We start from the raw sequence: 24,964 nt of genomic DNA on the forward strand, positions 1-24,964 counted from the left end.
GCAGGATAGCTTCATGGAGCAACAACTAAGACACCAGTATCTGGATGCCATGGGCATAGTCAGTTGGTTGCCCCGTGAACAGTTGCCAGGCGCATTGCCCACACCTGACTGGGTGTGGGAATTCTGTTCTCTGCCGGAAGATCTGCAGCCGCAGACCGCTCAGCCTTCACCGGCAACTGCCGGAACATCAGCTGCTGCACCGAAACCGCAGAACAGCCAGCAAAATCAGCAGGCTGCCCAGCAGGCCCGGGCTGCGCTGGCGGCAAGCCTTGGGGATAAACCTGCCGGGAAAGCCGCGCCGGTTCCCAAAGTTCAGCAACCGGACAGTGCTGAGCAGGCCGTACAGCAGGTGGTGGATAAAACCGCCGTTGCGCCTGCCGCCGCACCATCCCTGAATAAAGCCTTTGATGCCAGTAATATTGCAGCACCGGAAGCCTCCACTGAAACGGATGCCGACAGCGATGTACAGGCGCCGTTCAAGCTGGCTTTTGTAGCGTTTGGTGACTGTCTGGTGATTGATACCCTGCCGCCTCAGTCCCGGCAAGGGTTATCCACGCAGCATCAGAGCCTGCTGGATAAAATACTCCGTTCTGTGGGGTTGAAGGGTGGTCAGGGAGAGGTTTTCCTGCTGCCGTGGCCGATGTTCGCCAGCAAAACCCTTGATCAGGGCGCAACCCAGGCCCGTAAGGCGGTGATGCATAAACTCAACAAGAGCCTCGCTGGTCAGCCGGTGAACCAGGTGATTCTGTTTGGTGAAGCCGCCGCGCAGATGATCATTCAGCGCTCTGAACCCCTTGATCAGTTGCGGGGCATTCTGTTCAGTCTGCGCTCTGACGTTAAAGTGCTGGCCAGTGCCAGCCTGTCTGAAATGATGACCGTGCCGGGATGCAAGAAAGATGTCTGGCGGGATCTGCAGCCGCTTATTCAGCATGTTCAGTCAGTGGCAGCCGCTCAGCCGGAAGCCTCAGCGGACAATCACGAAGGCTGAACGGCAACTCAGGGAATGAAGGTATGCCACGCATAATCCCTCTGGCGCAGGCCAGATTTGTTGATGTAGAACGTATCGAACAGGCCTGTTTTCAGCCACACTGGTCGGCGGCGACTCTTAATCTCTATTTGGGTAATCCTGAAAATCTCTGTCTGGGGATACTCGACGGGGATACCCTTCAGGGCTTTGCAATTTTCTCCCGCTTTGAAACCGATGCTGAGTTATTGCAGATTGCGGTTGCTGAAGCGTGCCGGGGGCAGGGTATTGCCAGCCAGTTGCTCAGTGCGGCGCATGGTCAGCTCGGGCAGCAGGGGGTGACGGATATTCTGCTGGAGGTCAATGCAACGAATGCTCCGGCGATTACACTGTATAAGAAACACCATTACCGGCAGGATGGCTGTCGGAAAAATTATTATACGACGCCTCAGGGCAGACAGGATGCCCTGCTGATGCGGCTTGGCTTAGCAGCCGGTAAGGAGAGTTAACATGAGCCTGTCACCGGACCTTCTTAGCGGGCCATGGTTCTGGCTGGCCCAGGCGGGATATTTGTTTTTTCTGCTGTTTGCGATTTACCGGGCACCCTGGCGAACCCTGTTTAATAACCGTCAGTTACAGCACCTGTTCCTGGGGGCCACTGTTGCACTGATGCTGCTGTGGCAACTGCGGGCCGGGATTTCTCCAGGGCTGGCGATTCATTTCGTGGGCATTACGGTGCTGACGCTGATGTTCGGCTGGGATCTGGCGATTCTGGCGGCCAGTATGGCATTGCTGGGGCTGACCATTGTGGGTCAGGAAAACTGGCAGAGTTTCGGGGTGAACGGTTTCTGCACCATTGTGATTCCGGCGCTGGTGAGCATCGGCATACTCAGGCTGGTGGAAGCGAAGCTGGCGAAAAACTTCTTTGTGTACCTGTTTCTCTGTGCGTTTATCGGCGCAGGGATTGCCAGTATTACCGGTGGCCTGACGATGGCCTTCATGCTGTGGATAAACGATGTTTACCCGCTGGAGAAAATTCATAACGAATACATTCAGTACCTGCCGCTGATCATGTTCCCGGAAGGCCTGCTGAACGGCATCATTATGACGGCGATGATGGTGTTTCATCCGGACTGGATCCGCACCTTTGATGCCAAAGCCTACATCGACGAGCAGTAGGTGCTGAAGAGCTGCCCGGTTATTCCTTCACCGGGCGTTTTACCAGTTTACGCTGCAGCGTGCGACGGTGCATGCCCAGTGCCCGGGCCGTGGCGGAAATGTTGCCGTCATGTTCCCCTAACACTTTTTGAATATGTTCCCACTCCAGCCGTCCCACTGACATGGGCTTTTCAGCGATATCAATGTTCGGGTCCGGTTCGCTGTGATTCAGTTTGGCAAGAATCTCATCCGCGTCGGCGGGCTTGGTCAGGTAATCTCTGGCGCCGAGTTTAATGGCTTCAACGGCAGTAGAAATGCTCGCATAGCCGGTCAGGATCAGAATTTTTATCTGCGGATTCAGGCGGATCAGTTCCGGGATCAGGGTGATGCCTGATGCCCCGTCCATTTTCAGGTCCAGGGTTGCATAATCCGGTATCTGACGGCTGAGCAGTGGTTCTGCCTGTTCCGCACTGTTGGCAACCAGAGGTTCGAATCCCCGCCGCCGCAAGGCTCTGGACAGCACATGCGTAAAGGTTTCATCGTCATCAACAATCAGAAATGTCGGGGTGTCGCTCATTGTAAATGTTCCCGGGTGTCGGCTGGGTGGACAGGGCTGTCAGGGGTTGATACCGGCAGTGATACCTCTGTCAGTGTGCCACCCTGCGGATGGTTATACAGGCGGACTTCACCGCCGTAAATGGTCAGTGTTGAGGCGGTCAGAAACAGGCCGATCCCCAGACCACTGCCCTTTGTAGTGACAAAGGGTTTTCCGATCGCTTCGGCCTGATCCAGTGGAATGCCGGGGCCATGATCACGGATATTGATCCGGACTCTGTCTGCATCTGCTTCCAGACGCAGCTCCAGTGCCTGGCCGGATTTATCTGCATCGGCGGCATTATTCAGCAGGTTGATGACCGCCTGCTGTAAAGGAATGGAGCTGGCGATGGTTGGTTGGGGCTGCTGTGTAATGACCGGCTTCAGATACCGCGCTGTGGGGCGTAACACTGACCAGCGTTCCAGTAAGTTATTCAGGAAGCGGTCTGCCGGAAGGTGCAGCGTCTGCTGCTGTTCTTCCTTAACGGTGGCGGCCAGTTGCTGCAGGTGACCGGTGCAGTTTTCCACCTGCTGACGGAGGATTTTAAGGTCTTCCTGCAGGGCTTTATCCTGGGGGTAATCCAGAGAAATTTCTTTCAGCAGGACCCGCATGGTTGCCAGCGGAGTACCCATTTCATGGGCAGTGCCGGCGGCCATGGTTGCCAGTGACAGTAATTGCTGATCTTGAGTCAGGCGGTCCTTAACCCGGTTAAATCCGTGTTCCTTACGGCGCAGATTTTCGCTGATATTAACAATGAAGTAGGTAATCAGCAGAGCCGTGAGAATAAAATTAATCCAGATACCGGTGGCGTATAAGTCAATGTAACTGAGGATTGGCAGGTGGTGCCCCGTGGTGGGTGGCCTCAGCGGTACATGATAAAACAGCAGGAAGGTATAGCTGCTGGTGACCAGCGTGGCGACCAGCCAGGTGTAATTCCGGGGCAGGGTCATGGCGCTGATGATCAGCGGAATCAGCAACAGAGAGGAGAACGGGTTGCCGGTGCCGCCGAGCTGATACAACAGGCAGACATAGAAGAAAATATCCGCCATGAGCTGAAATAAAAATTCCAGCGGGGTCAGGGGAAGGTCAGCTTTTAACCGGTAGAGGGTCAGCAGGTTAAGCAGGGTCATGGCCAGCAGGGCAACGATAGCCATCCACAGATGAACAATTACGCCCAGCCCTTCAACGGCATAAAACAGCAGGCAGGCCTGCGCAATAATGGTCACGGTGCGAATGTAGCTGAGCTGCAGCAGATGATGGCGCGAATCGCTGAAGTGGGGCATGTGCGTCGGTGCGTGGCTATTAACGGGTGTGTGGAAAAGGCGATTATACCTGAAGGTAAACGCAAATGATTGTGGCGGTTTGTCGCATCAACTTTACCTAACTTTACAGACACTTTACCCAAGTTAACCCGTGAAACAGGCATGCTTAAGCCACTGTGAGCAGGCCTGGTTCCCCCCGTTCTGCTGCCGTAGCAGACCCTTCAGGCTTGTTTACAGTATCTTTTTATCTGTTCTCGGGAAGAGATTTGCGTCGGCCGGGAGGCTGCCGTTAATTGTGTGGGACGTGTCGCTGAATGGGGAGGGTGGCCGGGCGAACAGGTGAGGAACTGTTTTTTCAACAGGAGGACTGACGAATGAAGACGATACTGATCGCATCACTGACCGGCATACTGACATTCTCAGCCATGCAGGTGGCCGCACATCCGGGTAATCACCATGGTGTAAGACATTTACCGGCGGGCGCCGTCAGCGTGGTGCTATCCGGTATGAAGTACTGGCTGAAGGATGATGTGTATTACCGTAAACAGAATAATGTCTATGTAAGAGTCGCCTCACCGAAAGGCGCGACACTGGTGCGGGTCCCAAAAGGGGCTGTGCTGGTTAAGCATAAAGGCCAGCCGTATTACCGGTATAACAATGTCTACTACCGCTGGGTGCCTAAAGCCCGGGGGTATAAGGTGGTCAGTTTCTGAATTGCCGATTACAGAAAAGCCGCGACAGTCTCAGACTGACGCGGCTTTTTTATTACGCTTTACAAGACGGTTAACCGGCGACGCAGCTGCGTACGCTGGAGTCTTTTTTGGCCGCGGCAGGCTGGCCTGCTTTCGGATCAACCGTACGGATGGTGGCAACCTTGTTCTGGGTGAAGAAATCGATGGCATCTTTGCCCTGTACTTTGTTGTTACCGACCAGTGACCCTTTAATGCCGCCGAATGGCAGGTAAGGGTGCGGCGCGCACACGCCGACGTTCACGCCGATCATGCCAACATCGGCTTCGTTGATGAATTTTTCGGTGTAGTAGCTGTTCTGGGTGAAGATACAGGCACCGTTACCCATCTCGTGATTGCGGATCATGCGAAGGCCTCCGTTAATGCAGCCGACTTTCATGATGCTCAGTACCGGGCCGAAAATCTCATCTTTGGCGATCGGCATGCACGGGGTTACATCGGTAAATACGGTCGGGCCAACGAAGTAACCGTCACGGTTGGCTTCAGGCAGGTCCGGGTTACGGCCGTCCAGCGCCAGTTTGGCACCGGCTTCAATGCCCAGATCAATGTAGTGATGGATGCGTTCTTTAGCTTTGGCTGAGATCACCGGGCCCATGAAAACGTCCGGATCCATTGCATCACCCACGGTGAGATTTTTAGATGCTTCCAGCAGGCGTTCGATGAATTCATCATAAATCTCTTCCACCACTGCGATATTGGACACCGCCAGACAACGCTGACCGGCAGAGCCGTAGCCTGACATCAGGACGTTCTCGATCAGCAGATCCATCGGTGCATCTTCCATCGCCAGCAGGAAGTTTTTCGCACCGCCTAACAGCATGGTTTTCTTACCATGCTTGCCGGCACCCGCCGCAATGGACTTAGCCGTTGGGGTAGAGCCTACCAGACAGATACCGGTAACGTTTTCATCGTCGTACCAGGCTTCTACGGTGTCACGGTCGCCGTGAACAATGTTTACCACGCCTTTTGGCAGGCCGGTTTCGACAATCAGATCCATCATGCGCTGCATGAACAGCGGTGATTCGGTAGATGGCTTGTAGACGAATGTGTTGCCGGTACCGATGGCAAACGGAATAAACCAGCCGAATACCAGCGCCGGGAAGTTGAACGGTGCTACACCACAGAAGACGCCCAACGGTGCTTTGATCACCCGGCCGTTGATGTTGTTGGCGATGCCCTGAATGGTTTCGCCCTGCATCAGCGCCGGAATGCTGCAGGCCATCTGCAGAATTTCGATAACCCGGCCCACTTCGCCGCGGGCTTCGGCAATGTGTTTTGCCTGATCTACAGCGATGGCTTCTGCCAGCATTTCGTGGTTATCCACCATGGCGCGGTGCATTTTAAAGATAAAGTCCATCCGCTTGGGTAATGGCATGGCGCTCCATTCCGGAAAGGCTTCTGCCGCCGCCGCCACTGCCTGACGGGAGGTTTCTGCGGAAGACAGCGGTACTTCACCGATGACCGCACCGGTCGACGGGTTTTTTAACGGTTCGTATTGTCCGTTGCTTTCATCCAGCCACTCACCGTTGATGTGGTTTTTAATTTTGATGTATTGACTGCTCATTTCTGTATTTCCTGCATGTCTGAAAAACTCTGCCCGGTCCGAAGCATGCCGGGCAGAAAGGTGAATTATGAAATCTGGCCGGTACGGATCCGTTCACCACGGGCCCGCAGGTATTCAATGGTCAGTAACAGCAGGGCTGATACCACCACCAGTAATACGGCGACCGCCAGAATGGTCGGGTTAATCTGTTCCCGCAGGCCGGAGAACATCTGGCGCGGAATGGTGCGCTGCTCAGGGCCGGCGAGGAACAGGATCACTACCACTTCATCGAAGGAGGTAATGAAGGCAAACAGTGAGCCGGAGATCACGCCGGGGCGGATCAGCGGCATAATGACTTTAAAAAAGGTATAGCTTGGCGAAGCGCCCATGCCCAGAGATGCTCTGACCAGTGAGTAGTCAAAGCCGCTGAGGGCTGCGTTAACGGTAATGATCACAAACGGGGTGCCGAGTGCAGCATGAGCAATAATGACGCCGAGATAGCTGCCTGCAAGCCCCAACTGGGTATAAAAGAAGTACATCCCCGCCGCAGTGATGATCAGCGGGACGATCATTGGCGACAGCAGAATGGCCATGATCATCCGTTGCATCGGCATGTCCGCCCGGGACAGGCCAATCGCCGCCAACGTACCCAGCACGGTGGCGATGACGGTCGCGGCCGCACCGATCAGGAAGCTGTTCTTAATGGCCAGAATCCATTTATCGTCATTGATGATCTCGGCATACCACTTCAGCGAATAGGCGTCGGGATCAAAGGCCAGCATGCCTTCGGTGAAGCTGAAGTAAGGCTCAACGTTGAACGACAGGGGAATGATCACCAGAATCGGCAACATCAGAAAAGCCAGCACGGCCCAGGCCGTCAGCCGCAGGCTGTGCATGCCCAGCTTGTGCCAGAAATTAAAGTATTTAGGAAATTGCATCGTCAGTTACCCCAGTTTGATGTTACTTACGCCGACTAACCGGTCGTAGATCCAGTACAGCAGGGTGATCAGTATCAGCAGGATGGAACCCAGTGCGGCGGCCAGTTCCCAGTTGTTAGATGACTGCATGTGGAACGCGATAATGTTACTGATCATCTGGCCGTCGGTGCCGCCGACCAGTGCCGGGGTGATGTAGTAACCGATGGAGATGATGAACACTAACAAGGCACCGGCACTCAGGCCCGGCAGGGTCATCGGGAAATAAATCCGGCAGAAGGCTGACAGGGGTTTTGCCCCCAGTGACAGCGCCGCCCGGAAGTAGCTCGGGTCGATGCCTTTCATGACGCTGTACAGGGGCAGGATCATGAAGGGCAGCAGTATGTGGGTCATGGCGATGACGGTTGAGAACTGGGTATAGAGCATCTCAATGGGTTCGCTGATGATGTGCAGAGTTATCAGGAAGTCGTTAATGACTCCGTTGGTCTGCAGAATGGCGATCCAGGCGGTGGTCCGCACTAACAGGGATGTCCAGAATGGCAGCAATACGAATACCATCAGGGTGTTGGCGACCTTGGCCGGCGCTGTGGCCAGATAGTAGGCCAGCGGGAAGCCGATGGCGGCGGTTAAAAAGGTAATCAGCAGGGCAATTTTCAGGCTCTTGGCAAAGAGTTTGATGTAGATGTTGGTGTCCCGGGCAACAATCTCCCCCTGTTCGTTACGGGTCAGGTCGGTGGCGGTCAGATAAAAACTGTCGGTAAACACTTCGCCGGAGGACTTCATCGTCCGCCAGATGCGCACATCCTGCCACTGTTTTTTTGCCGCCAGCAGGTGCTCGCCACCTTCACTGATCAGCGTGGCTTCATCCAGTTTTTTCAGTTTACGGGCGCTGGACTTGATGGTGCTTGAACTGCCCGGCAGGCCCCGGTTAATTTCTTCGGCCAGTTTGCCGGAGCGGCGTTCTTGGGCCAGATAGTGCAGCTCTTTCGCGAATACATTCAGGGTGGCTGTGTCCGGAATACTGTCTCCGCTTTCATCCCAGGATTGCAGTGCCTGCAAGGTCTCCGGGATCAGTTGGGCAACTGTCGGATGGTAAACACTGCGGTACAGCATGGTTCCGATAGGGGCGATAAAGGCGATCAGTACAAAGACGATCAGCGGGATAACGAAGGCGGTGGCGATCAGTTTGCGGCGACGCAGGTTACGCTTGCTCTGGCGCTTTTCTTCCGGTGTCAGTCCGGAATGCGCACCGCTGTCTTCATTAAACGAAGCGGCGGTATGCGCGGCGGTTAATTCAGCTTGAGACATGGGACGGCCCTTTCTTATTGTTATAAGGGCACTCCGCAGAGTGCCCGGCATGCACAGTGTCAGCTATCGGCTCAGTTGAGCAGCCATTCGTTGAATTTTTCACCCAGAGATTCGCCGTAGTCAGCCCAGAATTCACCGGACGCTTTCAGGCCTTCATCCAGGTGAGCTGATGGCAGTTTCGGTAAAATGGCATCATCCATGTAGGCGTAGGCAGATTTACGGGTCGGGCCGTAGGCCACATCCTGCATGCCGCTTTCCGGCTTGGAACCGGTGGCAAAACGGATGAATTCTTCGGCCACTTCTTTCTTCTTAGAGCCGCGTACGATGGCCCATACATCCAGATCATAGATGTGAGCATCCCACACCATTTCAAATGGCTTGTTGTCTTTCTGAATGGCATCGAAGATTCGGCCGTTGGCCGATTGCGCCATGATGGCACCGCCGTCGTTCAGCAGTTGTGGCACCTGTGACCAGCTGTCGAACCACACCAAATCGTTCTTGATGGTATCCAGTTTGGCGAATGCGCGGGCCTGACCTTCATCGGTGGAGAGAAGGTCGTAGACTTCATCTTTCGGCACACCGTCGGCAATCAGTGCCCACTCAAGGTTGACCTGTGGGCGTTTACGCAGCGCGCGTTTGCCCGGGAATTTTGAGGTATTGAAGAAATCGTCGATGGAGTTTGGATTGCCGCCTTTGATGGTGTCCTGATTGTAGGCGTACAGTATGGTCCAGATGATGTTACCGACGCCACACTCGTTGGCCAGCGCCTGAGGGATAAAGTCGTCTTTCGCCGCGACACCGTCATCACCCGGTGGCAGGGTGTCCTGAGGGAATACTTCCAGCAAACCTTCGGAACAGGCCCGTTCCAGATCAATTACTTCCACGTCCACCACATCCCAGAGGATGTTGCCGCTTTCTACCTGCGCTTTAAGCTCGGCGATACCGCCGGAATAGTTTTCGAACAGGATTTTATGGCCGGTTTTCTCCATAAAGGGATCCAGCATGTGTTTTTGCTGGGCCGCACCATACGCGCCGCCGAAGGAGACGGCAGTAAACTGCTCAGCCATCGCCGGTGACATTGCCGTACATAGCGCCAGAGCAGCGCCGAATCGTTTGAGATGTTTCATTATTATTTTTCCTCTTACGTGTTTACGGGTATTGCTGTGCTAAAAAACGTTAACTGGCGCGGGCCAGAGCCAGGCCGCCATTGCCCGCCCAGGTGAGCTGCACTGTGCTGCCGGTAGCAATGTGCGGGGCATCCTGATCATTAAGGGTTTTCACCATGATTTCTGAGCCGTCGCTGAGGCGGAAGAAGTAACGGATTGAATCCCCCACATAGAGGCGGGTGATAAAACTGGCGTCAACGCAGTTATCCAGCACCTGACCTTCGCGGGCGATAAACAGGTTTTCCGGCCGGATTGTGACGACACAGTCTTCACCTGCATCCGGGCAGTTCGGGTTCTGTGTGGTGGTCAGGGTACCGTCGGCCAGACGTACTTCCGCCTTGCCGGCATCTACCCGGGTAACTGTGCCCGGAATATGATTGTTTTCACCGATGAAGTCGGCCACAAAGGCACAGCTTGGCTGCTCGTAAAGCACATCCGGGGCGGCACACTGTTTCACCACACCGTCATCAAATACCGCGATGCGGTCAGACATGGTGAGTGCTTCGGTCTGGTCATGGGTGACGTAGATGGCGGTAAAGCCGAGATCTTCATGCAGACGTTTAATTTCGAACTGCATCTGTTCGCGGAGGTTTTTATCCAGTGCGCCCAGGGGTTCATCCATTAATACGATGCTGGGTTCAAAGATCAGCGAGCGTGCCAGTGCCACCCGTTGTTTCTGGCCACCGGACAACTGGCCCGGATAGCGTTTACCAAAGTCTGCCAGTTCCACCAGTGCCAGCGCTTCTTTTACCCGGCGGTCAACTTCGCTGGCGGCAATCTTACGTACCTTCAGCGGGTACGCCAGATTCTCACTGATGGTCATATGCGGAAACAGCGCGTAAGTCTGGAACACCATGCCGATGTTACGGTGGTAAGGGGCGATATCATTCACCGGATTGCCGGCAATGAGAATTTCGCCGCTGGTAACATCTTCGAATCCTGCCAGCATCATCAGGCAGGTGGTTTTCCCTGAGCCGGAAGGCCCCAGCAGGGTGACGAACTCACCCTTTTTGATATCCAGATTGAAATTTTTAACCACCAGATTTTGCTGATCGTAACTCTTCTTGACGTTGACGAAGCGCACGTACTGGTCGTCGGATGTTGCGTGTGTGGCGGTTGTAACAGACATGGTGATTACTCTTTTTATTATGGTCACGGTGTCGTTTTCAGGGCTGTTTTGCTTAGAAACAGCTTTTTTGTGTGCCTTATCAGGCAGGATTCACTATAGGAGAGAGGGCTTTTCTGGCTATAGACCCAACGCTGAACCGAAATGTAGTTCCAGGCTGAGAGCCAGAAATGACGGTGTCTTCAGGGAATCTGAATTAAATTAATAAGGGGCGGAAAAGGAGAAAATCAGGTGGGTTGGTACCAGCAGATAGTCTGCTGGTAGCTTACTGGTATCAGGGCTGTTGGTAAGTAATTACTCGCCGAGCTGGTGGATGATGGCGGCCAGGCGGTCAATGCCGGGGCGGATCCGTTCGGTGGCAATGGATGAATAGCCCAGCCGGAAATAATTCAGTGGCGGATTGTCGGCGTAGTAATAAATATCGCCTGATTCAATGACCACACCTTTTTGCAGGGCCAGCCGTTTCAGTTCCCGGGCGTCAAGATGTTCCGGGCCTTTAACCCAGTAGGCCGAGCCGCCAAATACCGGCGGAATTGCGGATTCCGGCAGGCAGTCCTGCAGGGCATCTCCGACGGCCTGCCAGCGGGCTTCATAAGCCTGAATCAGGTTACGCACCAATGAGTCGTGATAACCGCGCGCAAGGAACAGGCCAATGGATCGCTGGTTGTTCATCGGTGGGTGGCGCAGCATCATGCGGCGGAATTCCCGGATTTCCCGGATCAGGGCTTTAGGCCCCACGATATAACCGACCCGTAGCCCCGGCGACAGGGTTTTGGACAGGCTGCCCAGATAGATGACCCGGTCGTTCTTATCCAGACTTTTCAGGGCCGGGGTGGGGGTGTCCGCAAAGGTGACTTCGCATTCGTAGTCATCTTCAATGATCAGAAAATCATCCCGTGAGGCCTGTTCCAGCAGTTGCCTGCGCCGTTCCAGCGGCATGGTCACTGTGGTGGGAAACTGGTGGCTGGGGGTAGTGAACAGCAGGTCGCAATCACTGAGCTGTTCGCCAACAATCAGGCCGTCACCATCAACGGCCAGTGGTTTAATACGGGCTTCGGTGCTGGCAGCCATCTTGGTGAGATCCGGATAGCCCGGTTCTTCCAGACCAAAGCAGGCGTCGCGGTTGAGCAACAGCCGCAGGATCATGTACAGGGCATGCTGGGCGCCCACGGTGATGAGAATTTCTTCCGGGTCCGCCCAGACGCCCCGGCGGGGCAGCAGCCGGGAGTGAATCTGCTCGATGAGCAGCGGATCATCTTCGTCGTAACGGTCACCGGACCAGTCACTGATAGCCTGGACGGATACGGATTCCCGGCAACATTCCCGCCAATGGTTGGTGGGAAACATTTTCGGATCCAGCTGGCCGTAAATAAACGGATAAGGATAATCCTGCCAGCGGTTTACCTTGTTGAGCTTATGTTCGGTAGGGCGGAACTTAAGAAAATTCTGCCACTGGGGCGCATTGCCCTGAATCTCTTCGCTGTCGGTTTGCTGGTTATTATTACCATCAACACTGGCCCGGAGGATTTCTTCGTTGACGTAAAAGCCGGCCCGCTCACGGGAGATCAGATAGCCGTCATCGATCAGATGTTCATAGGCAAGAATGACCGTATTACGGGAAACATGGAGCATTTCTGCCAGTTTACGGGTAGAAGGCAGCGGTACATTACAGGGAATGTGGCCGTCCATAATGGCGGTGCTGATCTGCTCCCGGATCTGTTGTTGCAGGCTGGCATCGCTGTCCGGCGATAAGTGAAACAAGTGGTTCAGCATAGGTGTATTGCTTCCTGATCCGGGTGATACGGCAAGTATTCAAGGCGAACAAATAAGCATAAATGTCAGTTTTGTTGCAACTTCCGGTTTTATCCAGATAAGCAGCATAGCAGGCGGATTAGACTTAAGAGGGAAGTTTTGGCCTTTCAGCGAAAAGGTGTCTCTGTGATCCGGTCAGCGCTTGTGTCAGAGCTGTTTAAATACTTCAATGGCATACTGCCGGGCGGAAGAATAGTCGATGATCGCTTCAGGATAGCCGCACATTTGCCGCTGTTCGCAACCCGGGTTGTGAATGGCTTTGTCATCCAGGGATGCCAGTTCCGGTAAAAAACGGCGGATAAACAGGCCTTCCGGATCAAACTTTTCTGATTGCCGCAGCGGGTTGAAGATTCTGAAGTAGGGAGCGGCATCACAACCAACGGATGCACTCCATTGCCAGCCGCCGTTATTGGAGGCGAAGTCGCCATCCACCAGGTGTTGCATGAAAAAGGCTTCGCCTTTGCGCCAGTCCTGAAACAGCAACTTAGTGAGGAAACTGGCGGTCAGCATGCGCAGGCGGTTATGCATCCAGCCGGTTTGCAGCAACTGACGCATAGCCGCGTCAATGATCGGAAAGCCGGTACGGCCGGTGCACCAGGCTTGCCAGTGAGCATCATTCTGTTGCCAGCAGATCTGATCAGTGTCGGCTTTAAACGGTTTATGTTTGTTGATTGCCGGAAACTGAATCAGCAGTTGCCGGTAGAAGTCCCGCCAGGCCAGTTCCCGTAACCAGTCGGATTCCGACCAGTAATCGGCGCCCCATGCTGAATTGCGCATCGCGCTGAGCAGTTCCCGTGGGCCAATGGCACCCAGAGCAAGGTAGGGAGAAATCTGGCTGGTGGCCGGTTCCGAGGGTATGTCCCGTTTGTTGCCGTAATCTGCGAGTTTTTGCTGGCAAAAATGCATTAACCGCCGGTGAATGCTGGCAGCATCAGCAGGCCAAAGATCATCCCGGTATGTGCCGGCCCAGTGGGCCAGAGGGAAAGCCGGCGTTTCTGAATGACTGACTTCTGGGAAGGTTTTAAGAGGTGTCAGATCCTGTTGCTGCAGCATCTGTAACCAGCGTTTGTAAAAGGGCGTAAATACCTTATAGGGCTGCTCCTGCTGGTTAAGTACCGCAGTGCTAACCAACTGATCAACCGGTTGTATATGGCACTGGATATCCTGGCTGCTCAGGAATGCCCGGGTGTGGATGTCACGCTGATTTTCATCCAGCGGGCTTTCTGCCAGCCAGTGAATATTGCGGCAATTCAGTTCACGGCACAGTTGGGCGAGTAATGGTGGACATGCGGAAAAATCATTGCATTCAAGCAGGTAGAGCTTAACCCCGTGGGCGCTCAGCTGCTGTTGCAGGTTTTGCAGCAGGGCAGCCCGTAAACTGAGCTTTGCCGACGATTCATTATGCTTTTTCCACTGTGCCGGGGTGGCGATGTGCACCGCTGCAACCGGGCTGTCCGGGGTACTTCGTTGCAATGCCTGCTGAAAAGCCGGATGGTCGGTGATGCGTAAGTCATTGCGAAGCCAGACCAGTTGCGTCATGCCGTTCTATCTCCCTGTTCGGATAATGCCGTGGTTATACCTGATTACGTAATCCCAGAGCCTTTGGGTAAGGGCTCAGGTAGCGCTGGGCCTGTACGTAGTGGCTGCCGAACAGTCGCAGATAATGATGCAGCAGGGTCAGTGCGGTGGCCAGATTGACGTAGCCCTGAAGGTAACTTTCAAAGGTATTGAGAATATCCTGTTTTACCTCGCCTTCAAGGTGGGGTTTCAGATACCCGAACAGATGCAGCAGTACGTTGTAGTGGTTACCCCGGCTGGCAGGTTTGCTGATGGCTTTCATGAACCGTTGCAGGTAAAGATCACACAGTTCATTGATTGTGTACTGCTGATGCTCCTGACCTAACAGCCGGCCCAGACCGCGGTATTCCGTTTGTGAATGCGCCATCAGGATGTATTTATACTGGCTGTGAAACGCCAGCAGGTTTTTGACTGAGGGCGCTGTCAGCACCTGCTGACGAAAGGTGTGGTGGGCAAATACCCGCTGAACAAAGTTTTCCCGCAGGTGAGCATCGTTCAGGCGGCCGTCTTCTTCAAGCGGCAGGTGAGGGTAGCGGTCCATCAGGGCCTTGGCGAACAGGCCTGCTGATTTTATATCGTGGGGATGGCTGTTTGGCTGATATACCTTAACCCTTTCCATGCCACAGCTCGGGGAGTTCTTTGCCAGAATGTAACCGTCCAGATGGGCCAGTTTTTCAAGGCGGGCCTGATAACCGGCATGAAACTGTTCGGTGACATCGGTTTCCTGATCACGGGTGTAAACCATGCGCGGATCATGAGGCTCGCCAATTAAGCGCAGGGTTGCCCGGGGAATGCCAAAGCCGGCTGCCACTTCCGGGCAGAACTTTTCAAACCGGAAGTAATCCTGCAGGGGGCCGCAGCAATATTTTGACCGGCTGTGTCCGCCGTTGAAGCGGACTTCATCGCCCAACAGGCAGGCACTTATGCCCACCATAATGCCGGACTTTGTTTGGTTGTCTGTGCTGGCAATCAGCTGGCGCTTATCTTTCATGATCTTCTCCCCTTCCAACTGATGCGGTGATATAGCCTGTGCGTCAGCTGCGTATCAGTTCACATAAGTTTCTGGCGCTGAGGAGGGCACTGTTGATATTTGCCTCTCCGAGCCAGTCGGCAGCGATACCCAGTTTCAGTTCGCTGTCCCACAGGGCAAGTGGCCCCGCGGTTCGCTCATGCTTTGCCAGATTCCAGCGGTGCGGCGACTGGCTGGTGATGTCCTGTGGATCAAGCTGCATGATGCGGCAGAACTCCTGCTCCAACTCCTGCTGAACTTGCTCATGGTGGGAGTCTGCATACTGTATACTCCATTCGGTGTCCGCCTGGATCATCCAAAGGTTAAAAATATTTTCCCGGCCGGGTTTGTTGCTGTCGTTGACAATGCGGGTAATGATGCTGTTATCCGGTGCGATATACCCCGGAGCGGGCAGTTCGCGGTTGACCTCTATCGCCATGCACCACTGGGCACGGCTGGTCTGGCTGGATGTGTGGCTGCGGGTCAGCCAGTCCTCTGAGCAGGGAGTGCCGGCCAGCAGGGCACAAGTCTGACGTGCCGGAGCGCAGATAATCAGGCCTTTGGTATAGCAGATGGTTTGTTCGTCGATGTCCTTCAGCTGCCAGCAGTCGCCCAGATGTTCGAGCCGTTCTATCCGTGTTCGGGTATGTATTTCCGCATTACCGATTAAATGCCGGGTCAGGCTGCTCATGTTGGGGCGGCCCACATACGCCAGAAAGGGGTCATGGTCGGCTTCCGGCCAGCGTTTCAGTACCCCGGCGTTTTGCCATTGCAACAGTTCATCGCCGAACTGTTCAGGATCAAGGTGCAGGCAGGGGGAGCCAAGGTCGTAACTGAGGCTTTGGTACTGTCTGCTGCTGAGCCGCCCGCCAGTGCCGCGGCTTTTTTCCAGCACACAGAGTTTCGGGTAGTCGGTTTGCAGCAGGCCGGCACAAAAACTGCCTGCCAGGCCTGCACCTATGATTGCAAAGTCGTATGAGTCAGACATAATTCCAGCCCCTGTTTTGTATCTTCTTCGCTAAATGCTCTATTGATCTTAGCTGTTATACGAAGAATTTACTCTTAAGATCAAGGAGTTAAGCGTGAAAAAAACTAATGCCTGGCTTTCCCGGCAGGCTGTTTTTGTCTGAGCGTCTATACTTTCAGGCAGATGGAAAGCAGGAATTTAATGATGCAGAAAGAACAGCAAACACCCCGGGATATTACCTTCTGGGACATTTTTAAAAGTGTACTGGCTGCATTCTTCGGGGTGCAGAGTAACCGTAACCGTGAACGGGATTTCAGCCAGGGTAAGCCCCACCATTTTATTCTGATTGGATTACTGGTCGCAGCGATCTTTGTCCTGCTGGTATATACGGTCGTTAAACTGGTGTTGCTGGCCGCTGCTGCGGCTTAAGTTATTGACGGTTTAATACTTCTTCCGGTTCTCCACAGCTGTCCGGTTGTGGAATAATAGCGGTTCTTAATTTTCATTTCTGAACGGGCTGCCCGGTGACCTTTACCCTGATTGATTTACTGGCTCTGACCATTGCCATTGTCGGCAGTACGCTGCAAGGCATGGTGGGTATTGGTTTTGGTTTGCTGGCCGCTCCCTTACTGTTCCTGATTGATCCTGCTTATGTGCCGGTGCCGGTTATTTTTGGCGGTTTCATGCTGTCATTGCTGGTGGTGTCGTCCCAGCGGCATGAGTTGCACTGGCGACGGGTCATGCCGGCGATTCTTGCCCGGATACCGGGTTCTTACATCGGGGTGTTACTGTTACTGGCGATGCCGTCACATATTCTGGCCATAGTGTTTGGCAGCAGCTTACTGATTGCGGTGTATGTCAGTTGCCGGCGTTTCAATATTACGGCGACCCCTGTGAACCTTGGTATCGGTGGTTTTATTTCCGGCATTGTCGGTACGGCGACTTCTGTGGGCGGGCCGCCTATTGCACTGGTGTATCAGAATGAAACCCGGATTACCGCGCGTAATGAGCTGGCGGCATTTTTCCTGATTGGCTCACCGCTGTCGCTGGTGCTGTTATTTCTTGAGGGGACGGTAACTGACGAGCATATTATGCTGAGTGTGAAGCTGTTGCCGGGGATGTTTATTGGCTGGCTGTTATCCCGCTATCTGGGCGGGAAACTGAAGCAGCAGTCTGCCCGGCCGGCGTTGCTGATTATTTCTGCCGTATCGGCGGTGATGGTGCTGAGTAAAGGGCTGATGGCACTATAGCTGAGGAGAATAACCTTGAGTACTTCCGCAACTGAATGGCGCTGGCAGACTTTTAAGCAGTTAAGCAATACTGAGCTGTATGACATTCTGGCGTTGCGTCAGCAGGTATTTGTGCTCGAACAGTCCTGCCTTTATGCCGACATTGATCATAAAGATCAGCAGTGTCATCACCTCAGCGGCTGGTGTGATAGTGAACTGCAGGGCTATCTGCGGGTCGTACCGCCGGGGCTGGCGTATCATGAAGTAGCCTTAGGCCGTATTCTGACGGCAGAGTCCGCCCGGGGCAGCGGGCTGGGCAGGCAACTGGTCAGCCGGGCGCTGGATGAAGTGTCTTTGCTGTATCCCGGTCAGTCGGTGCGGATTTCAGCGCAGCTGTATCTTGAGCGTTTTTATGCCGGGTTTGGTTTCCGGGCGGTTTCGGCTCCCTATGATGAAGATGGCATTCCTCATATTGAAATGTTGTTGCGTTCCCCCTGAATAATCAAGAAAACCCCGGGCTTGTTCATTTGCGACATTGTTTCCTGTCTCTATCGAAATTCCCGGCTCTGTTCCCTTGAGCAGGGCTTTTGTGCTGCGCTAAGCTGCGGCCAGAAAATCAGTTAACAGCAGGGTTATAGTGTTGTGGATATTATTCAGCTAGATCAGGCCATCAGTGATGCCGAGCGGGCAGCGCTTTTATTTGCCGGTAATTTACTGGTGTACCGTCAGCGGCCGGCGATGTTGCGCATGATTGAGTATACCCGTGAGTTACTGGCAGATGAGCTGTCGGGGCTGGATCCGGTGACCGTGCAGGAGCACCTTTCCCGGGAAGATTTTCTGAACAGGGTCGGGGCGGTACAGACAAGATTTCGCACCAGTGAAGCGGCCAAACTTATCTTCTTTGATGTGTTACGTGAGTGCGGGGTCACGACTGAACAGTGTTATTACGATCATTTTCCGCTCAGAGTCGTGCCTTTTGATACCACTCATAATGGCGCACACCGGGCGGCGATTGGTCATCACCGGGATACCTGGGGCAGCAATGTGCAGAGTCAGCAGAACTGGTGGGCACCGGTGTTCAGTCTGGACGCTGAGCGCACGATTGCGTTTTATCCTGATTACTGGGAGAAGCCTCTGGCCAATAACACGGCTGAATGGAGTTTCGAGGCGTATATGGCCACCCGGAAAACGGCTCAGCCGGAACGTGGCATTGCTTATCCGTCTGCGCCGCAACCGACAGAAACGGTGGATGAGTCCGGGGTGGTGAAGGTGGTTATTGAGCCGGGAGATGTGCTGGCATTTTCCAGTGCCCATTTACACGCCAGTGTGCCCAATACCACGGATGCGATCCGTTACAGTGTTGAAATGCGGACCATTCATCAGAGTGATCTGGCCGCCGGCCGTATGGCTCCTAATGTGGATAACGCCGCGACGACGCCTATGTATCGCTGGTTCCGGCATGTGGAGAGCCGTCAGTCTCTTAGTCAGTCTTTTAGTGTTGAGAGCTGAAGCGGGGTACACTGCTGTTTTTCTCCGGGTGTAGTGGGTAAGTATGCGTAAGTCTGATAAGAAGCTGGATAACCAGATCTGTAAAACCCTGACGGTGGTGTGTGAAACAGCACTGGAACATATCTATGGGTTTCAGTGGCTGACACACCGGGTTGATTATCAGCGTTTTCCTGCCTCATTAAAGATCACTTGCGTATTTACCGATGAGTCTGACCTTGAGCGGATCAGGATGCAGCATGAAGATACCAGCCTGCGTAACCTGATCAGTGAGGCGCTGGCGGATATCGGTATTCAGCTGGCAAATCCTGAAGCGCAGATCCGGTTCGACAGTGAAGACGCCTGTGAAGCATCCCATCAGGGGAACTGGGCCCGGCGGCTGGGCTGAAGTGGCCGGAAAGCAGGTACTGGCTTACACTGTTTCTCCCATTCAGGAGAAAATACATGTGTACCAGAATACCGGTCAGTGAGCTCGTGGAGTTACCGATCAGTTGGGTTCGGGGAGATGATGAGCGGCTGAAGACTGTGTTCAGATCCCTGAAAACCGGAGACCCGGTCAGTCAGCCGATCCGGCTGCTTAATTGTGGGTGTGGTAAAACGTATATGCTTGAAGACGGTGGTCACCGGATAACCGCTGCCTACCGGCTTTATCAGCAAACCGGCAGGGATGTGATGATTCCTGTGCATAAGTTTGTGGCAGATTTTCAGTGAGTGTGCCGGTTATTTCATAAGCATGATTTCAGATCTTTAAGCACCGGGTGGGTAACAAGATAGGACATCTTCGGTAATTCGCTTAGCCGGATTCTGACGGTGTCCAGCTGTTCCATCGTGTCGGCTTCCGCATAGACAATCAGATCTATATCCCCGGTAATGGAACGGCAGTCTTTCACTTCTTCTATCTGGCTGATCAGTGGCAGCAGTTTGTCGTAATCAAGGTGGGTGAAATTCATCTGGAAATAGGCAGCTACCTGTTTGCCGGGGTTACGCAATTCTATTTTATAACCGCTGACAATTCCCTTGTCTTCCAGCCGTTTGAGCCGGCCGGCCACGGCTGTTCTTGATAAACCAATTTTACGGGCGACCTCGGCGTTGGATTGTCGCGCGTCTTCGCTCAGGTGCTGAATGATCAGTTGATCAAACTTATCCATATGCTTACTCAGGATTCAGATTGTTCTGACAAACTTTACCATATAAAAAATCATCCTTGGGTGGTCGGCCATCTGATTAATGAAATTTGGTAAACCATGCTAAATCGGCGTGTTTACTGGTGAATTGATGAATTTTTATTCTCTGAATAAGGCAATTGTAAGGAGATTTTTTCCGGTTTGTCTGTCATGGCCTGTGGTGGGCACTGCAGAACCGGGCCTGCGGATAACATTAGTGACGTCGATTCGACGGCTAAAAAGATCGTTTCGGTTTTTTATTACGACGAATCGCGCTGTAAAACACCTGTTTGTCAGGGGATCATTGACCGGTCGTATCTGAGACAGGTCGCAACAGGCCGGCGGATACGATGCATCCATACAAAAACAATAAAGGTGCATATATGTCTAATACACTTATCGTTGGCCTAGATGGCAGTGAATCCGGTTCCCGGGCACTCGCTTACGCAAAACGGCTCGCTTCACTTATCCCCGACTGTACTCTGGAGCTTGTCTACGTCATTGAGTGGACGCCCTACAGCTTTCAGACCCCTGAAGAAAACGCGACGCGGCATAAACGCCGTGAAGAGGAAATTGCCGTGGCGACGTCACGGGTGATTGATCCTGCCGTAGGCGCACTTAGCAAAGAAGGCTTTACCACCAACGGGCGCGTGATGCATGGCGATGCCGCAGAGCTGCTGAATCTGGTGGCGGTTGAAGAGAAAGCTGATCAGATTGTGGTTGCCCGTTCATCCAAAGGGGGGCTGACATCCCGTCTTTTTGGCAGCGTGACAGCCAATCTGGTGATGAATGCAAGCGTACCTGTAACTGTGGTTAACTGAGGCAAGTTCATGAATAATAAAAATAAATTTTTCTGTGCTTTGAGTACGCTGGTGCTGTTAATGCACAGTCAGATGGTGATGGCCAGTGGCATTGATGAAACTGTAAATGAAGTTTTCTCCTGGGCGACGGGCTGGTTTGTCGGTCTGATCTTTGCGCCTTTACCCGGTACAAGTTTCCCATGGATTGTACTGTGGCTGGTGGTCGGTGCCTCGGTATTTACCCTGTATTTCGGCTTTATTCAGTTCCGTGCGGTGGGACACTCCATCGCACTGGTTAAGGGTGAATATACCAACCCCCGCGATGCCGGTGAGGTGAGTCATTTTCAGGCACTGGCAACGGCGCTGTCGGGCACAGTCGGCCTGGGTAATATCGCCGGTGTGGCGGTTGCAGTGAGCATTGGTGGTGCCGGTGCGACGTTCTGGATGATTCTGGCTGGTTTACTGGGCATGGCGTCCAAGTTTGCCGAGTGTACTCTGGGTGTTAAGTATCGGAATGAATACAGCGACGGAACCGTTTCCGGTGGCCCTATGTATTACATTTCCAAAGGTTTTAAAGAGCGTGGTCTGCCGGGCGGTAAGGTGCTGGCGGTCATGTTTGCTATCTTCTGTATTCTCGGTTCGCTGGGGGGCGGTAATATGTTCCAGGCTAACCAGGCTCATGCGCAGATCAGCGGCATTGTCGGTGACTATCCCGGCTGGATTACCGGTCTGCTGTTTGCGGCAATCGTGTTTGCAGTGATTGTTGGCGGCATCAAGTCTATCGCCCGGGTGACGGAGAAAGTTGTCCCCTTTATGGGGGTTATGTACGTCCTGGCGGCGCTGGTTATTCTGATGATGAATGCGGATAAGATTGGCTGGGCCTTCGGTCAGATTATTGAAGGTGCATTTACCGGGCTGGGCATTGCCGGTGGCTTTGTCGGCGCTCTGATTCAGGGTTTCAAACGTGCCGCATTTTCCAACGAGGCGGGTGTTGGCTCTGCGGCGATTGCGCACTCGGCGGTTAAAACCAATGAGCCGGTTACCGAAGGCTTCGTGTCTTTATTAGAGCCGTTCATTGATACAGTACTGATCTGCACCATGACTGCACTGGTGATTATCATTACCGGGCAGTTAATGACTGACCCTGCAACCGGTCTGTATATGGTGGGTGAAAACGGCCGTATTCTGACGGCTGACGGTTCTTCCGGTGTGGCGCTGACATCTGCAGCTTTTGGTTCTGCATTCAGCTGGTTCCCTTATATTCTGGCAGTCGCGGTTGTGCTGTTTGCTTTCTCGACAATGATCAGCTGGTCTTACTACGGCCTGAAAGCCTGGACGTACCTGTTCGGTGAAGGTAAGTCCAAGGAGCTGGCGTATAAAGTTATGTTCTGCGTGTTCATTGTTATCGGTGCGGCGGCTAACCTTGGCCCGGTTATCGATTTCTCTGATGCGGCGATCTTTGCCATGGCGGTTGTCAATATTATAGGCCTGTACTTCTTATTGCCGATCATTAAGCGGGAACTGAATTCTTATCTGTCCCGTCTGAAAACCGGTGAAATTGTGAAGTTTAAAGGTGTGACGGCGAAGTAATATCTGACTGCCTCAGTCATCGGGGGCACTAAAAAAGGCCGCGGACTTTCGTCAGCGGCCTTTTTTTTGAGCGGCTAAACCGGAAAGTTACTTCTTGGCTTTGGCTGCTTTTTCTTTGGCATCCATGTGAGCCAGGTATTCTTCGTAGGTGCCCTGGAAGCTGAACAGCTTCTGGTCACGGATATCGATGATCTGGGTCGCCAGGGAGGAGACAAACTCACGGTCGTGGCTGACAAAAATCAGCGTACCTTCGTAGTTTTCCAGGGCCAGGTTAAGGGCTTCGATGGATTCCATATCCAGGTGGTTAGTCGGCTCATCCATGATCAGCACGTTGGTGTTGCCCATCATTAGCTTGCCAAATAACAGGCGGTTCTTTTCACCACCGGAGCATACCCGGGCTTTTTTTTCAAAATCGTCGGCACTGAACAGCAGACGGCCCAGGGTTGACCGCACGATCTGATCGTCATGGTTTGGTTTACGCCACTGGCTGACCCATTCAAACAGGCTCAGTTCGGATTCAAATTCAGCGTTAGTGTCCTGTGGGCAGTAGCCAATTGTGGCGCTTTCAGCCCACTGAATGGTACCGTTCTGTGCCTGCAGCTCATTCATCAGGCAACGCAGCAGGGTGGTTTTACCGACGCCGTTTTCACCGATGATGGCCAGGCGGCTGCCGGCTTCAAGAATCAGGTTACCGTCTTTGAACAGCGACTCGCCATCGAAACCGTGACCCAGCTCTTCCAGAACGACAGCCTGACGGTGCAGTTTCTTTTCCTGGGTGAAGCGAATAAAGGGATTCGAACGGCTGGACGGTTTGATTTCGTCCAGTTTGATCTTTTCCAGCTGCTTAGCACGGGAGGTCGCCTGCTTTGCTTTAGAGGCGTTGGCAGAGAAACGGCTTACAAACTGGCGTAAGTCGGCCATTTGCGCACTTTTCTTGGCGTTGTCGGCCAACTGACGTTCGCGGATCTGGGTGGATGCAAACATGAAGTCATCATAGTTACCCGGGTAGACACGCAGTTCACCGTAGTCGATGTCTGCCATATGAGTACATACCGCATTTAAAAAGTGACGGTCGTGGGAAATGATGATCATGGTGCTGTTACGTTCGTTCAGCACGCCTTCCAGCCAGCGGATGGTGTTGATGTCCAGGTTGTTGGTCGGCTCATCTAATAGCAGAATATCCGGATCAGAGAACAGTGCCTGTGCCAGCAGCACCCGCAGTTTCCAGCCCGGTGCCACTTCACTCATCGGGCCAAAGTGCAGACCCAGCTCAATACCGGCACCCAGCAGGATTTCACCGGCGCGGCTTTCGGCACTGTAACCGTCCATTTCAGCGAATACGGTTTCCAGCTCAGCGACCTTCATACCGTCTTCTTCAGACATTTCCGGCAGGCTGTAGATGCGGTCCCGTTCCTGTTTGACTTCCCACAGCTCTTTGTGGCCCATGATAACAGTGTCAATAACGCTGTATTCTTCAAAGGCGAACTGGTCCTGATGCAGCTTGCCCAGTCGCTCATTAGGGCTGATGCTGACGTTGCCGGACGTGGGTGTCAGGCTGCCGTCCAGAATCTTCATGAAGGTTGATTTGCCGCAACCGTTGGCGCCGATCAGACCGTAACGGTTTCCGTTACCGAATTTAACCGAGATATTTTCGAAAAGAGGTTTGGCACCAAACTGCATGGTGATATTGGCGGTAGAGATCAAGAGAGTTGTCCTGCTGTAAACCGGTGAATTCTGGCCACAGGCGGGGTATTATCCCGGAGGGCCGCAAAAGCCCGACACTATAGAGTTTTGGCCGCCTGAGGTCGAGCAAATTTGTGTGAAATTTGTACACAGAAGCCGTCTGTAAGCGCCTGGTTGTATATTCCCTTTAAAAGAACTGAGACATTGTGAAAATTTATCTGCTGACGCATCCCCGGGAACTGCCAAAACCCACCAATACCGGCAAGCTGGTGACTGAGGTATTAGGGGCGTCAGTACGGCTGGTGGAATGGTCCAGAATCGGGCCGGATGCGGAATTATTGCAACTGGCAGAGCAGGGTGCGCTGGCGCTGATTTATCCTGGTGAGGGCAGTACAGAGCTCTCGGCGGCGCTGGCTGATGCCGGTTTATCTGGTCGGCTTAAGGGGCTGGTGGTGCTGGATGGCACCTGGCAGGAAGCCCGCAAAATGTTTAATAAAAGCCCGTACCTGCAAAAGCTGCCGCGTATCGCCCTGGAGGTCAGCGAAGCTTCCCGCTATAGCCTGCGGCGTAATCAGAAAGCTGAAGGCTTATGCACAGCAGAATGTGTTGCTTATGTGTTACAGACCTTGGGGCGGGGGGCCGAAGCGAAGAGGTTGAGCCACCGGTTGGAAGCATTCATTGAGGCTTACGCACACCGGAAATAACTGTTCAGGCAAAGCCTTGTGGGTTAACTGAGCAGGGGAAACGTGTGGCGATATCTGAGTACTTCTTTGGTGAGAAACAGGCCCGCCGGGTGGGCCTGTTGGTAGTTACAGAGCATT

26 protein-coding genes are annotated in these 24,964 nt (G+C 53.5%); 13 read left to right on the forward strand and 13 right to left on the reverse strand.

Annotated features, from left to right (window positions below; translation table 11 throughout):
- Positions 1-13: 13 nt before the first annotated feature.
- From PCI15_RS04795 to PCI15_RS04805, 3 genes are read left to right on the forward strand one after another with little or no spacing between them, the layout of a single operon-like run.
- The gene (locus tag PCI15_RS04795; RefSeq protein WP_271273224.1) at positions 14-988 is read left to right on the forward strand and encodes a uracil-DNA glycosylase family protein; all 975 of its coding nucleotides are present in this window, start codon (positions 14-16) and stop codon (positions 986-988) included.
- A 23-nt stretch (positions 989-1,011) separates the two neighbouring features.
- Positions 1,012-1,473 (forward strand): ribosomal protein S18-alanine N-acetyltransferase, encoded by a 462-nt coding sequence (gene rimI / locus PCI15_RS04800; protein WP_271273225.1) that lies wholly within the window; start codon positions 1,012-1,014, stop codon positions 1,471-1,473.
- A gap of 1 nt (position 1,474) precedes the next feature.
- Positions 1,475-2,143 carry an energy-coupling factor ABC transporter permease gene (locus PCI15_RS04805; protein ID WP_271273226.1) on the forward strand — a complete coding sequence of 223 codons (669 nt, stop codon included), beginning with the start codon at positions 1,475-1,477 and terminating at the stop codon, positions 2,141-2,143.
- 19 nt (positions 2,144-2,162) lie between these two features.
- Here PCI15_RS04805 and PCI15_RS04810 read toward each other — a convergent pair whose 3' ends face one another.
- Both PCI15_RS04810 and PCI15_RS04815 read right to left on the reverse strand, forming a co-directional pair.
- Positions 2,163-2,699: a response regulator transcription factor gene (locus PCI15_RS04810; RefSeq protein ID WP_271273227.1), complete on the reverse strand. Its 537-nt coding sequence runs from the start codon at positions 2,697-2,699 to the stop codon at positions 2,163-2,165.
- Positions 2,696-4,000 carry an ATP-binding protein gene (locus PCI15_RS04815; RefSeq protein ID WP_271273228.1) on the reverse strand — a complete coding sequence of 435 codons (1,305 nt, stop codon included), beginning with the start codon at positions 3,998-4,000 and terminating at the stop codon, positions 2,696-2,698. The genes PCI15_RS04810 and PCI15_RS04815 overlap by 4 nt, the downstream gene beginning before the upstream one ends.
- Before the next feature lie 353 nt (positions 4,001-4,353).
- Here PCI15_RS04815 and PCI15_RS04820 point away from each other — a divergent pair, with 353 nt between their 5' ends.
- Positions 4,354-4,692 (forward strand): DUF6515 family protein, encoded by a 339-nt coding sequence (locus PCI15_RS04820; RefSeq protein ID WP_271273229.1) that lies wholly within the window; start codon positions 4,354-4,356, stop codon positions 4,690-4,692.
- Positions 4,693-4,762: 70 nt separating this feature from the next.
- Here the strand turns inward: PCI15_RS04820 and PCI15_RS04825 are convergent, their stop codons facing one another.
- From PCI15_RS04825 to PCI15_RS04865, 9 genes are all read right to left on the reverse strand, one after another.
- On the reverse strand, positions 4,763-6,292 hold the full coding sequence (locus PCI15_RS04825) for an aldehyde dehydrogenase family protein (protein ID WP_271273230.1): 1,530 nt from the start codon (positions 6,290-6,292) through the stop codon (positions 4,763-4,765).
- A gap of 65 nt (positions 6,293-6,357) precedes the next feature.
- Positions 6,358-7,209 (reverse strand): ABC transporter permease, encoded by an 852-nt coding sequence (locus PCI15_RS04830; RefSeq protein ID WP_271273231.1) that lies wholly within the window; start codon positions 7,207-7,209, stop codon positions 6,358-6,360.
- A 6-nt stretch (positions 7,210-7,215) separates the two neighbouring features.
- Entirely contained in the window at positions 7,216-8,514 is a 1,299-nt protein-coding gene (locus tag PCI15_RS04835) for an ABC transporter permease (protein ID WP_271273232.1), read from the reverse strand.
- A gap of 71 nt (positions 8,515-8,585) precedes the next feature.
- Positions 8,586-9,641: an ABC transporter substrate-binding protein gene (locus PCI15_RS04840; RefSeq protein WP_271273233.1), complete on the reverse strand. Its 1,056-nt coding sequence runs from the start codon at positions 9,639-9,641 to the stop codon at positions 8,586-8,588.
- A gap of 49 nt (positions 9,642-9,690) precedes the next feature.
- Complete coding sequence (locus PCI15_RS04845; protein WP_271273234.1) at positions 9,691-10,809, reverse strand: ABC transporter ATP-binding protein; 1,119 nt, start codon at positions 10,807-10,809, stop codon at positions 9,691-9,693.
- A gap of 291 nt (positions 10,810-11,100) precedes the next feature.
- A complete protein-coding gene (pdxR, locus tag PCI15_RS04850; RefSeq protein ID WP_271273235.1) occupies positions 11,101-12,579 on the reverse strand; it encodes a MocR-like pyridoxine biosynthesis transcription factor PdxR in 1,479 nt (492 codons plus the stop codon).
- A gap of 186 nt (positions 12,580-12,765) precedes the next feature.
- Positions 12,766-14,157 carry a cryptochrome/photolyase family protein gene (locus tag PCI15_RS04855; RefSeq protein WP_271273236.1) on the reverse strand — a complete coding sequence of 464 codons (1,392 nt, stop codon included), beginning with the start codon at positions 14,155-14,157 and terminating at the stop codon, positions 12,766-12,768.
- A gap of 34 nt (positions 14,158-14,191) precedes the next feature.
- Complete coding sequence (locus PCI15_RS04860; RefSeq protein WP_271273237.1) at positions 14,192-15,187, reverse strand: YbgA family protein; 996 nt, start codon at positions 15,185-15,187, stop codon at positions 14,192-14,194.
- Positions 15,188-15,230: 43 nt separating this feature from the next.
- The gene (locus tag PCI15_RS04865; protein WP_271273238.1) at positions 15,231-16,193 is read right to left on the reverse strand and encodes an NAD(P)/FAD-dependent oxidoreductase; all 963 of its coding nucleotides are present in this window, start codon (positions 16,191-16,193) and stop codon (positions 15,231-15,233) included.
- Positions 16,194-16,373: 180 nt separating this feature from the next.
- On the opposite strand from PCI15_RS04865, the gene PCI15_RS04870 reads away from it, so the two are divergent.
- From PCI15_RS04870 to PCI15_RS04895, 6 genes are all read left to right on the forward strand, one after another.
- On the forward strand, positions 16,374-16,601 hold the full coding sequence (locus PCI15_RS04870; RefSeq protein ID WP_271273239.1) for a DUF2970 domain-containing protein: 228 nt from the start codon (positions 16,374-16,376) through the stop codon (positions 16,599-16,601).
- A gap of 95 nt (positions 16,602-16,696) precedes the next feature.
- On the forward strand, positions 16,697-17,422 hold the full coding sequence (locus PCI15_RS04875; RefSeq protein ID WP_271273240.1) for a sulfite exporter TauE/SafE family protein: 726 nt from the start codon (positions 16,697-16,699) through the stop codon (positions 17,420-17,422).
- Between the two features lie 15 nt (positions 17,423-17,437).
- Positions 17,438-17,899: a GNAT family N-acetyltransferase gene (locus tag PCI15_RS04880; protein ID WP_271273241.1), complete on the forward strand. Its 462-nt coding sequence runs from the start codon at positions 17,438-17,440 to the stop codon at positions 17,897-17,899.
- Positions 17,900-18,043: 144 nt separating this feature from the next.
- Positions 18,044-18,910 carry a phytanoyl-CoA dioxygenase family protein gene (locus PCI15_RS04885; RefSeq protein ID WP_271273242.1) on the forward strand — a complete coding sequence of 289 codons (867 nt, stop codon included), beginning with the start codon at positions 18,044-18,046 and terminating at the stop codon, positions 18,908-18,910.
- Positions 18,911-18,953: 43 nt separating this feature from the next.
- Positions 18,954-19,295, forward strand: a complete 342-nt coding sequence (locus PCI15_RS04890) for a Fis family transcriptional regulator (RefSeq protein ID WP_271273243.1) — start codon at positions 18,954-18,956, stop codon at positions 19,293-19,295.
- Between the two features lie 56 nt (positions 19,296-19,351).
- A complete protein-coding gene (locus tag PCI15_RS04895; RefSeq protein ID WP_271273244.1) occupies positions 19,352-19,618 on the forward strand; it encodes a hypothetical protein in 267 nt (88 codons plus the stop codon).
- Positions 19,619-19,632: 14 nt separating this feature from the next.
- Here the strand turns inward: PCI15_RS04895 and PCI15_RS04900 are convergent, their stop codons facing one another.
- Positions 19,633-20,055: an Lrp/AsnC family transcriptional regulator gene (locus PCI15_RS04900; protein WP_205659139.1), complete on the reverse strand. Its 423-nt coding sequence runs from the start codon at positions 20,053-20,055 to the stop codon at positions 19,633-19,635.
- Positions 20,056-20,453: 398 nt separating this feature from the next.
- Between PCI15_RS04900 and PCI15_RS04905 the strand changes: the two genes are divergently transcribed.
- The gene (locus PCI15_RS04905; protein ID WP_271273245.1) at positions 20,454-20,891 is read left to right on the forward strand and encodes a universal stress protein; all 438 of its coding nucleotides are present in this window, start codon (positions 20,454-20,456) and stop codon (positions 20,889-20,891) included.
- Positions 20,892-20,900: 9 nt separating this feature from the next.
- The gene (locus PCI15_RS04910) at positions 20,901-22,460 is read left to right on the forward strand and encodes an alanine/glycine:cation symporter family protein (protein WP_271273246.1); all 1,560 of its coding nucleotides are present in this window, start codon (positions 20,901-20,903) and stop codon (positions 22,458-22,460) included.
- An 87-nt stretch (positions 22,461-22,547) separates the two neighbouring features.
- On the opposite strand, the gene PCI15_RS04915 is transcribed toward PCI15_RS04910, so the two are convergent.
- Positions 22,548-24,164, reverse strand: coding sequence for an ABC-F family ATPase (locus tag PCI15_RS04915; RefSeq protein ID WP_271273247.1), 1,617 nt, complete (start codon positions 24,162-24,164; stop codon positions 22,548-22,550).
- A 185-nt stretch (positions 24,165-24,349) separates the two neighbouring features.
- Here PCI15_RS04915 and PCI15_RS04920 point away from each other — a divergent pair, with 185 nt between their 5' ends.
- Complete coding sequence (locus tag PCI15_RS04920; protein WP_271273248.1) at positions 24,350-24,847, forward strand: tRNA-uridine aminocarboxypropyltransferase; 498 nt, start codon at positions 24,350-24,352, stop codon at positions 24,845-24,847.
- Positions 24,848-24,964 lie beyond the last annotated feature (117 nt).

It is taken from the genome of Aliamphritea hakodatensis, assembly GCF_024347195.1.
GTDB classification, from domain to species: domain Bacteria; phylum Pseudomonadota; class Gammaproteobacteria; order Pseudomonadales; family Balneatricaceae; genus Amphritea; species Amphritea hakodatensis.